General features: G+C 62.8%; 10 protein-coding genes. 3 read left to right on the top strand and 7 right to left on the bottom strand.

From position 1 onward, the window contains the following. The 3 genes from VK804_RS10440 to dusB form a co-directional block, all read right to left on the bottom strand. Positions 1 to 454: response regulator (locus tag VK804_RS10440; RefSeq protein ID WP_325370659.1), on the bottom strand; the 454-nt coding region annotated here is incomplete at its 3' end. Positions 455 to 463: 9 nt separating this feature from the next. After that, on the bottom strand, positions 464 to 1,639 hold the full coding sequence (locus VK804_RS10445; protein ID WP_325370661.1) for a nitrogen regulation protein NR(II): 1,176 nt from the start codon (positions 1,637 to 1,639) through the stop codon (positions 464 to 466). Next, entirely contained in the window at positions 1,636 to 2,637 is a 1,002-nt protein-coding gene (gene dusB / locus VK804_RS10450) for a tRNA dihydrouridine synthase DusB (RefSeq protein WP_325370677.1), read from the bottom strand. The genes VK804_RS10445 and dusB overlap by 4 nt, the downstream gene beginning before the upstream one ends. A gap of 296 nt (positions 2,638 to 2,933) precedes the next feature. On the opposite strand from dusB, the gene VK804_RS10455 reads away from it, so the two are divergent. Then, the gene (locus VK804_RS10455) at positions 2,934 to 4,115 is read left to right on the top strand and encodes a bifunctional 2-C-methyl-D-erythritol 4-phosphate cytidylyltransferase/2-C-methyl-D-erythritol 2,4-cyclodiphosphate synthase (RefSeq protein WP_325370663.1); all 1,182 of its coding nucleotides are present in this window, start codon (positions 2,934 to 2,936) and stop codon (positions 4,113 to 4,115) included. Between the two features lies 1 nt (position 4,116). Then, on the top strand, positions 4,117 to 4,719 hold the full coding sequence (locus VK804_RS10460; protein WP_325370665.1) for a CinA family protein: 603 nt from the start codon (positions 4,117 to 4,119) through the stop codon (positions 4,717 to 4,719). Positions 4,720 to 4,787: 68 nt separating this feature from the next. Here the strand turns inward: VK804_RS10460 and VK804_RS10465 are convergent, their stop codons facing one another. From VK804_RS10465 to lipA, 4 genes are all read right to left on the bottom strand, one after another. After that, entirely contained in the window at positions 4,788 to 5,906 is a 1,119-nt protein-coding gene (locus VK804_RS10465) for a hypothetical protein (protein WP_325370667.1), read from the bottom strand. A gap of 172 nt (positions 5,907 to 6,078) precedes the next feature. Beyond that, entirely contained in the window at positions 6,079 to 6,540 is a 462-nt protein-coding gene (locus VK804_RS10470) for a type II toxin-antitoxin system RatA family toxin (protein WP_325370669.1), read from the bottom strand. Continuing rightward, positions 6,540 to 7,079 carry a DNA topology modulation protein gene (locus VK804_RS10475; RefSeq protein ID WP_325370671.1) on the bottom strand — a complete coding sequence of 180 codons (540 nt, stop codon included), beginning with the start codon at positions 7,077 to 7,079 and terminating at the stop codon, positions 6,540 to 6,542. Before VK804_RS10475 ends, VK804_RS10470 begins: the two co-directional genes overlap by 1 nt. Before the next feature lie 17 nt (positions 7,080 to 7,096). Next, complete coding sequence (lipA, locus tag VK804_RS10480; protein ID WP_325370673.1) at positions 7,097 to 8,056, bottom strand: lipoyl synthase; 960 nt, start codon at positions 8,054 to 8,056, stop codon at positions 7,097 to 7,099. Between the two features lie 94 nt (positions 8,057 to 8,150). On the opposite strand from lipA, the gene VK804_RS10485 reads away from it, so the two are divergent. Next, positions 8,151 to 8,747, top strand: coding sequence for a DNA-3-methyladenine glycosylase (locus tag VK804_RS10485; RefSeq protein ID WP_325370675.1), 597 nt, complete (start codon positions 8,151 to 8,153; stop codon positions 8,745 to 8,747). The last annotated feature ends 399 nt before the right edge of the window (positions 8,748 to 9,146 follow it).

The raw sequence follows: 9,146 nt of genomic DNA on the forward strand, positions 1-9,146 counted from the left end.
GGTAGATTTCCTGCATCGCCGGTGAGCGTCCGACCAGCGGAATGGAGTCGAATTCGGCCTCGTCCGCAGGATTGGCGATACGTTCCTTTGGCTCGGCCAGCGCGCGGCCGACAATGGCGATCAATTCCTTCAGGTCGAATGGTTTCGGCAGATACTCATAGGCGCCGCGTTCGGAGGCACGGATCGCCGTCATGAAGGTGTTTTGCGCGCTCATTACGATGACCGGCAGATTGGGCCGCATCTTCTTGATCCGCGGCAGCAGGTCGAACGCGTTCTCGTCGGGCATCACCACGTCGGTGATGACGAGATCGCCCTCGCCCTGGCTGACCCAGCGCCACAGCGTCGCCGCGTTCCCGGTCAGCCGCACCTCGTATCCGGCGCGTGACAGGGCCTGGTTCAGAACCGTTCGGATCGCCGTGTCGTCGTCGGCGACGAGTATGCTACCTGCGGGCATTGTTATCCCTCATCTTGTGTCCTGTGAGGCATGCAACGGTGTCCCGGAAACCTCGTCGCGGCTGCTTTGGTCGAGATGCTTGGCAGAGTTGAACATCGGCAGCAGCACGCGGAAGATGGTCTTGCGCGGCTGCGACTCGCATTCGATGATGCCGCCGTGATCGCCGACGATTTTGGCGACCAGCGCCAGACCAAGTCCGCTGCCGGTCGGCTTGGTCGTGACGAACGGATCGAACAGATTGGGCAACAGGTCTTCCGGCACGCCGGGCCCGTTGTCCTTGACGCAGAACTCCAGCGGCAGCGAAACCCGGGATTTCTTGCCGGGAACCGAGAGCCGCACGCCCGGACGGAACGCGGTGGTCAGCTGGATCTCGGCATCGCTGCCGAGATCGGCCACCGCTTCGGCGGCGTTCTTGACCAGGTTGAGGAACACCTGGATCAGCTGGTCCTGATTGGCCAGCACCGGCGGCAGCGACGGATCGTACTCCTCGACGAAGCGGATATTGCGGGCAAAGCCGGATTGCGCCAGCCGCTTGACGTGGTCGAGCACGCTGTGAATGTTGACCGGCCCGCGCACCACCGGGCGGTCGTCGCCAAACACTTCCATGCGGTCGACCAGGGTGACGATGCGGTCGGCCTCGTCGCAGATCAGCCGCGTCAGCATGCGGTCTTCCGAGGAGGCCGCCTGCTCCAGGAGTTGCGCCGCGCCGCGGATGCCGGACAGTGGATTCTTGATTTCGTGCGCCAGCATCGCGGCCAGGGCGATCACCGATCGCGCGGCACTTCGATGCGTCAATTGCCGGTCCATCTTGTCGGCGATGGTGCGCTCCTGCAGCATCACGACGATATGGCCGGGCCGCTCGGTCAAGGGGGCGACGTGAAGGTCCACTTGACGATCGCCGCCGATCCGCGGTGTTCCCAGATCGACCTTGTACTCGTTGACCGGCGAGCCGCTGGTGCGCACCTGCTCGATCAGCGCCAGCAGCGGACTGCCGAACGGCACCAGCTCCTTCAGCGACTGGCGCTGCAGGAATTGCGTCGAGATCTCGAAAAACGATTCGGCGGCCATGTTGGCGTCGACGATCCGGCCGTCGGGCGCAATCAGCAGCACCGGATTTGGAAGTGCGTTGAGGATGGCCTCGCCATCGGTGGGAACGGGCCTGCGATGTTCTGCGACTGAGCTCATGCAGCTGCACTCCATGCAAAGTCGTCGAAGGCATCCGCGAGCGAGCGATGCACGCCGGCGGGATCGTCCGATGTCAGGATCCTTTCGCGCCAGGTCTTGAGTTTTGCAGCCGGTGCGCGGCTGCATCGCCCGGCCACCTCCAGCGCCCAGCCGAGATGCTTGCGCGCATGCCGCAGGCCGACGCGCAGTCCGTAGTGGCTGCAAACTTCATCGTAGAGCGCACGAACGTAATTGAGCTGCTCGGCCAGCGGCGGCGGCGCTTCGGCGATGCCGGTTTCCAGCCGACGGCCGATCTGACCGGGCAGCCAGGGCTGGCCTTGCGCGCCACGGCCGACCATCACGGCGTCGGCGCCCGACGCCTCGAGCGCCGCCACGGCTTTCTCGAAGGATGTGATATCGCCGTTGACGACGAGCGGAATGGCGATCGCGTCCCTGACCGCGCGCACGGCGCTCCAATCGGCATCGCCCTTGTAGAACTGGCAGCGCGTGCGGCCGTGCACCGAAATCATCCGCACGCCGGCTGCTTCCGCGCGGCGCGCCAATTCCGACGCGTTGAGCGAGCGCTCGTCCCAGCCGAGCCGCATCTTCAACGTCACCGGCACTTTGACCGCCGCGATCGTGGCCTCGATCAATTTGATGGCGTGATCGAGATCGCGCATCAACGCCGAGCCGGACTGGCCGCCCGTGACGTGGCGCGCCGGACAACCCATGTTGATGTCGATGATCTCGGCGCCGGCGGCCTCCGCTATCCGCGCGCCTTCCGCCATCCATTTGGCCTCGCAGCCCGCGAGCTGCACGACATGGGGACCAATTCCCGTCGCCTCGCAGCGCAGCCGCGACATTGGGCGGCCGTGCACGAGGTCGTCGCTTGCGGTCATCTCCGAGACGACGAGGCCGGCGCCAAGCGCTGCGGCCAAACGTCGAAAGGGCACGTCCGTGATGCCGGACATTGGCGCGAGAAGCACCCGGTTGGCGACCTTTATATCGCCGATCTTCAACGGCTTAGGGCTGGGGCGTGCACATTCCGAGCCGGTCACGGGCGTCTCGTTTTTCTGGCAGGCGCATCATTGCGACCGCCGGGAAACATTTTGAGCACAAATCTTGTGCAGTCAAGCTTCATGCCTACACTTTAGACAGTTCTGGCAATCTTGCAAGTGCACTGCAACAAAATATGCTTTCCGCACAGTTCAGGGGGAATCACGCTGTTCTCCCGCCGCCTTCATGATAAGGCCTGTGCGGCGTTGCCACCACCTGCCCTGTCCGATCCAACCCCTTGATCCCGCAAATCGAAGTCATGCCGAAACCCGAGCGGACCGCAGCCATTCTCGTCGCCGCCGGGCGCGGCCTCCGGGCCGGTACGGGCGGACCAAAGCAATATCGCTCGATCGGTGGGGAAACCGTGATTTTTCGGGCCATGGAACCGTTTTGCCGCCATCCACAGGTTTTTGCGGTGCAGCCGGTCGTCAATCCCGACGACACCGCAATGTTCGACGCCGCCGTCCGAGAATTGCGCCATCAACCTCCCGCCAATGGCGGGGCCACGCGGCAGGCCTCTGTGCATGCCGGACTGGAAGCATTGGCCGGTGAGAGACCGGATATCGTCCTGATCCACGACGCCGCGCGGCCGTTCGTCTCGGCGGCGCTGATTTCGCGCGCGATCGATGCCGCCGGCCGCACCGGTGCGGCGATTCCGGCGATCCCCGTGACCGACACCGTCAAGCTGATCGACGGCAGCGGCAATGTCGAAGCCACGCCCGATCGCGCCCGCTTGCGAGTAGCGCAGACGCCGCAGGCGTTCCGCTTCGACGTCATTCTCGACGCCCATCGCCGCGCCGCGCGCGAGGGCCGCAGCGATTTCACCGACGATGCGGCGCTGGCGGAATGGGCGGGATTGACGGTGGCGACCTTTGAAGGCGATCCTGCCAACATGAAATTGACGACACCGGAAGATTTCGTCCGCGAAGAAGCCCGCCTCGCCAGCCAACTCGGCGATGTCAGGACCGGCACCGGCTATGACGTGCACGCCTTCGGCGATGGCGACCACCTGCTGATCTGCGGCGTCCGCGTCCCGCACAGCAAAGGCTTTCTCGCGCATTCCGACGGCGATGTCGGCCTGCATGCGCTGGTCGACGCCATCCTCGGCGCGCTGGCGGACGGCGATATCGGTTCGCACTTTCCACCCAGCGATGCCAAATGGAAGGGCGCGTCCTCCGATCAATTCCTCAAATATGCCGTCGATCGGGTCGCCGCGCGCGGCGGCCGCATCGCCAATCTTGAAGTGACTCTGATCTGCGAGCGCCCGAAAATCGGTCCGCATCGCGAGACCATGCGCGCGCGCATCGCCGAGATCAGCGGCGTGAGCATCTCGCGCGTCGCGGTGAAGGCCACCACCAGCGAGCGGCTCGGCTTCACCGGCCGCGAGGAAGGTATCGCCGCCACCGCGAGCGCCACCATCCGCCTGCCCTGGAGCGACTAAGATGAGCGGCAGCGACGCCCGCGCCCTCTCCCGCTCGCTGCTCGATCTTTGCCGGATGCGCAAGCTGACGATTGCGACCGCCGAATCCTGCACCGGGGGCCTGGTCGCCGGCGCGCTCACCGATATCCCCGGCTCCTCCGACGTCATCGACCGCGGCTTCGTCACGTATTCCAACGACGCCAAGCGCGCGATGCTCGGCGTCAAGGCGTCGACGCTCGAGAGTTTCGGCGCGGTCAGCAAGGAGACCGCGATCGCCATGGCGGTCGGCGCGCTGGAGCGGGCCGGCGTCGACCTCGCCGTCTCCATCACCGGCATCGCAGGTCCCGGCGGAGCGACGCCGGGCAAGCCGGTAGGCCTGGTGCATCTTGCGGTGGCCAGCCGCGACGGCCGCATCATCAACCGCGAATGCCGCTTCGGCGCGATCGGCCGCAGCGCGGTGCGCCAGCGCTCGGTGGTGGAGGCGTTGCGCATGCTGATGGAAATGGCGCGCGGACCGCAGGCCCCAGTCAAATCGCGCCGCGACGCCGCCACCCGGCTGCATCCGCGCGTGGCGCGTTCCCCGCGCCGCGCCGCCGTCAAGCGGCGGCGGCCGCCGCGGGCGTGACACGTCACCCCAAGATATCCGCACTCTTGTTCATCTCGAAGGATGAACCACACAGGCCAAGCCATCGATCAGGGCATGCTCTGGCTCTTTGGCGCAATTCCGCCAGAAGGTTGTCCCTCCTCTTGGTCGTGCGTCAGCTGCAGCAGCGGATCACCCTCGACTTGCGGGAATTCAAGGGAGTTGGCAATGCTAGCAAGCTCTGCAAACATCTTGTTCCGCGCTTCGCCGTCCATGTCTTCATCTGGCTCGGGCGGCGGCGGCAAGGCACGCGGTACGATTTGCATTCCTCTTTCTATGCGTTCCAACAACATCTTTACTGCTCGATTTGTATACATCTCAAGTTCGTTGCGGCGCCCCACATCGCCAGAATAATTTGCAACTGCCTGCTCCGCCGCCTCCTTAATCTTCCCATCAATGCCGTTGTGGATCGTAACTTCTATTTGAACGATAAGCTTCTCCTCGACCATTCCAGATTTTCGTGCATCCTTCATCGCTTTCCGCAAGCTATAGGCCCCATTTAGAATATCGATGCAGAATTTGACTGCATTGCCGATTGCCATTGCAACGTTCGCGACCACTGCAACGGTCAACACGGGATCCGTCGTTGAAATATTTTTTACTTCGATCGGACCCGGTGTGACGTTGTTTATCTCATAAAAGACACGAATAATTTTATTTAACACTTCAAGCTCGCGCTGAAGCCCATGAAGATTATTTTCAAACAGCGATCGCGGCAAAGTAACTTCAATCTCGCTTTGACCCGGCTCAAGGTCATCGCTGGGGATGCCAAATCGATCAAACGCTTCCCTCGTAGCAGCCATTCCGGCTACGAAACTCTGACGTCCTACAATAAAATTGTGGAGGCCCGTTCGTCCGACATTTGGCGCGACCTGCAACTGGCGAAGCCATTCGGCTACCTCATTCGGCAGAAATTCACTGAAATATTGTTCAGCATTCAACTCGGCGATGTCTCTTTTCTGTTGCGGCGTTAGCGAGGAAAATGTTGCGTTTACGGCACTAATAGCGGCCGCCTGCGCCGAAGCTAAAGCGTTCTGCGTTTGAGGATTGCTTCCGCTCGCATTCGCGGACAGGGCGGCATCAAAATGATTTAGACGTGTCTGCACTTGTTGGCTGGCATCGAGATCAAGCAATCGATTGACGATGCCCCTAAGATGCGATGCGTTCATTGTTTCCTCGATCCGGGCCCGCTGAATTTGCGTTCAGGCGCATCATGACAGGCTTGGCGTGCGTTGTGGAGGGGGCGCTCGTTCTCGTCCTGGCTGCTCAGGCGTTGGAATTTCACGCTCACTTTGGATAGCCCGGCGCGGCGACAGTTCGCACTTCCGAATCATTTCTTGTTCACCGCCCTAGCCTGCCATAGATCACGTCCGCGCGCTTTTCGAACGCCGCGGCAAAGCGCTGGAAGGCGGCGTCGAACATCGTTCCCATCAGCAGCGCCAGCATCCGGCTCTTGAATTCGTACGACAGGTAGAAGGCGACCTCGCAGGCATTGTCCGCCTTCGGCTCGAAGCTCCAGCGGTTCTCCAGATTGCTGAACGGACCCTGCAGGTACTCGACCAGGATTTTCAGGTTGGCGCGATCCAGCGTCACCCGACTGGTGAACCCTTCGCGCACCAGGTTGAACGACACCGTCATGTCGGCGACCACGATCTCGGTGCCGTCGGGTTTTGTCGTGCGCTGGCGGATTTTCAGCGAACGGCACAGCGGCACGAATTCCGGATAGCGCTCGACGTCGGCGACCAGATCGAACATCTGCGCCGCGCTGTGGTTGACTCGGCGCCTGGAGTTGAATTTCGGCATCAGTGCGCACTCGCCTGGATGGCCGCCGACGACGCGACGTCGGCCAGATAGCGATCCGCCTGCGCCCTGCTGGTGAAGCGGACGAGCGCCTGATCGGGGCGCAATCCCTCGAAGTATTGGAGCAGCTTCGGCCGCCGCTGCTGACGATAGGTCCAGACATAACGGAAGAATTCGGGATCGATCTTTTCCGGACAGCCAGGGGCCATTTCCGGCCGCACCCGTCCATAGCTCGTCGCGATCCTCGTCATGATTCCAATCATGCAGGTGCTGCGCGGCAGATCGAACCAGATCACGGCATCGGCGAACCTGCGGCGGATCTCGCCGGCGCGTGAGATATAGTCACCGTCCATGATCCAGCGCGGCCGGCAAGCGGCGTCGGTAACGCGTGCTTCGAATTCGGCAGCCTCCGACGGCATCCAGCCGGGCTTCCAGAACAGCGCATCCAGCGACACCATGGGAATGCCGGTGATGCCGGACAGCCGCTGTGCAAACGTCGACTTGCCGGACCCGGACGACCCCATGACGAGGATTCGCTGCATGGCTCAAATCCGAACAATCAGGCCAGGCGTGCCGCGCGCGCCGCCCGCAGTTTTGCGAAATCATCGCCGGCGTGATGCGACGAGCGGGTCAAGGGGCTTGCCGACACCATCAGAAAACCCTTGGTGTAGGCGACCTTCTCGTAGCCCGAAAATTCGTCTGGGGTGACGTAGCGCATCACGGCGTGATGCTTGCGGGTCGGCTGCAGATATTGGCCGATGGTGAGAAAGTCCACCTCCGCCGAGCGCAGATCGTCCATCACCTGCAGCACTTCGTGGCGTTCCTCGCCCAGCCCCACCATGATGCCGGATTTGGTGAAGATGTCCGGATCGATTTCCTTGACCCGCTGCAACAGCCGGATCGAATGGAAATAGCGCGCGCCGGGGCGGACGCTGAGATAACGCGACGGCACCGTTTCGAGATTGTGGTTGAACACGTCGGGTTTGGCGGCGACGACTAGCTCCAGCGCGCCGTCCTTGCGCAGGAAATCGGGGGTAAGAATCTCGATCGTGGTCGCCGGACACCGCGCGCGGATCGCGCGGATGGTCTTTGCGAAGTGCTCGGCGCCGCCGTCGGCGAGATCGTCGCGGTCGACCGAGGTGACCACGATATGGGCGAGCCCGAGTTTTGCGGTCGCCTCCGCGACATGCTCCGGCTCCAGCGCATCGAGGGCTGTGGGCATGCCGGTCTTGACGTTGCAGAAGGCGCAGGCGCGGGTGCAGGTGTCGCCCATGATCATGAAGGTGGCGTGCTTCTTGTCCCAGCACTCGCCGATATTCGGGCAGCCCGCCTCCTCGCACACCGTGACGAGGCCGTTCTCCCTGACGATGGCGCGGGTGTCGGCATAGCCGCGCGTATTCGGCGCGCGCACCCGGATCCAGTCGGGCTTTGGCGGCGACAGCGCGTCCGGCCGGTTCACCTTTTCGGGGTGACGCGGGCGCAGCGGCGTGGCGGAGACGGTATCGACGACGACGACCATGGGGAATCCGTAGCTGACAGTCCTCTAGCTAATCCGGTGGACCGGGAACCGCAACCGCTCGCCTTGGCCCGGCCTCGGTCTTATACCAGACGCAATGGCCCCAAACCGCATCGCAAGCCCGCAAAAGCCCGGCAAACCGCTCAAGCGCGCCTTCTTCGGCCGCAGCGTGCTCGAGGTCGCGCCCGACCTGATCGGCGCGACCTTTCTGGTTGATGGCGTTGGCGGCATCATCGTCGAACTCGAGGCCTATCACCACACCGAACCGGCCGCGCATTCGTTCAACGGACCGACGGCGCGCAACCAGGTGATGTTCGGGCCGCCCGGTTTTATTTACGTCTATCGTTCCTACGGCATCCATTGGTGCATCAACTTCGTCTGCGAGAAACGGGGCTCGGCGAGCGCGGTCCTGATCCGCGCGCTTGAGCCGACCCACGGCCTTGCGACCATGCGGCGCCGGCGGAAATTGCACGACGAGCGGTTGCTGTGCTCAGGCCCGGGCAAGTTGACGGAAGCACTGGCGATCACGCATGCACAGAACGGCCTGCCGCTCGATGTCCCGCCGATCGCCCTGTACGCGCGCACGGAAAAGCCTGCCATCGTCACGGGCGTTCGGATCGGAATCACCAAGGCGGTCGAACTGCCCTGGCGATATGGGCTGAAGGGTTCGAAGTTTCTCAGCAGGCCGTTTTGACGGGGGGCATCTAGCCATCATTGCATCCACTGTCATTGCCGGGCTTGACCCGGCAATCCATCTTCTTTGAAAGAGTCTTTACGAAGCGTGATGGATGCCCGGGTCAAGCCCGGGCATGACGAGAGTGTTGTGCGGACACACCCACACATTCTCGCCGCAAGCTTTTTTTGCGCGAGGTATTCTTTTATTTCCCGCCCTCCAGTCAAAGGGCGCAGGGAATGCCGGGCGCTCGATGCACCCGCAGCCTCGCGTACGATAAAAAAACAAAGTACACGAGTGTAGTCACCACAGGTCACACCGGTATCACCCGGCATTCCCCACGCAATGGTTTTAACGGCTGCTACGTGCTCGCCCCGGTGCTTCGGGCTTGTTGGCCACCGTCGCCCGCGTGCCTTAACG

The sequence above is a fragment of the Bradyrhizobium sp. genome (assembly GCF_035484855.1).
Classification (GTDB): domain Bacteria; phylum Pseudomonadota; class Alphaproteobacteria; order Rhizobiales; family Xanthobacteraceae; genus Bradyrhizobium.

What these genes read in the sequence shown, in the direction of transcription:
- VK804_RS10445 (WP_325370661.1), bottom strand. Translation starts at nt 1,639, where the DNA reads ATGAGCTCAGTCGCAGAACATCGCAGGCCCGTTCCCACCGATGGCGAG.
- VK804_RS10455 (WP_325370663.1), top strand. Translation starts at nt 2,934, where the DNA reads ATGCCGAAACCCGAGCGGACCGCAGCCATTCTCGTCGCCGCCGGGCGC.
- VK804_RS10460 (WP_325370665.1), top strand. Translation starts at nt 4,117, where the DNA reads ATGAGCGGCAGCGACGCCCGCGCCCTCTCCCGCTCGCTGCTCGATCTT.
- VK804_RS10465 (WP_325370667.1), bottom strand. Translation starts at nt 5,906, where the DNA reads ATGAACGCATCGCATCTTAGGGGCATCGTCAATCGATTGCTTGATCTC.
- VK804_RS10470 (WP_325370669.1), bottom strand. Translation starts at nt 6,540, where the DNA reads ATGCCGAAATTCAACTCCAGGCGCCGAGTCAACCACAGCGCGGCGCAG.
- VK804_RS10475 (WP_325370671.1), bottom strand. Translation starts at nt 7,079, where the DNA reads ATGCAGCGAATCCTCGTCATGGGGTCGTCCGGGTCCGGCAAGTCGACG.
- lipA (WP_325370673.1), bottom strand. Translation starts at nt 8,056, where the DNA reads ATGGTCGTCGTCGTCGATACCGTCTCCGCCACGCCGCTGCGCCCGCGT.
- VK804_RS10485 (WP_325370675.1), top strand. Translation starts at nt 8,151, where the DNA reads ATGGCCCCAAACCGCATCGCAAGCCCGCAAAAGCCCGGCAAACCGCTC.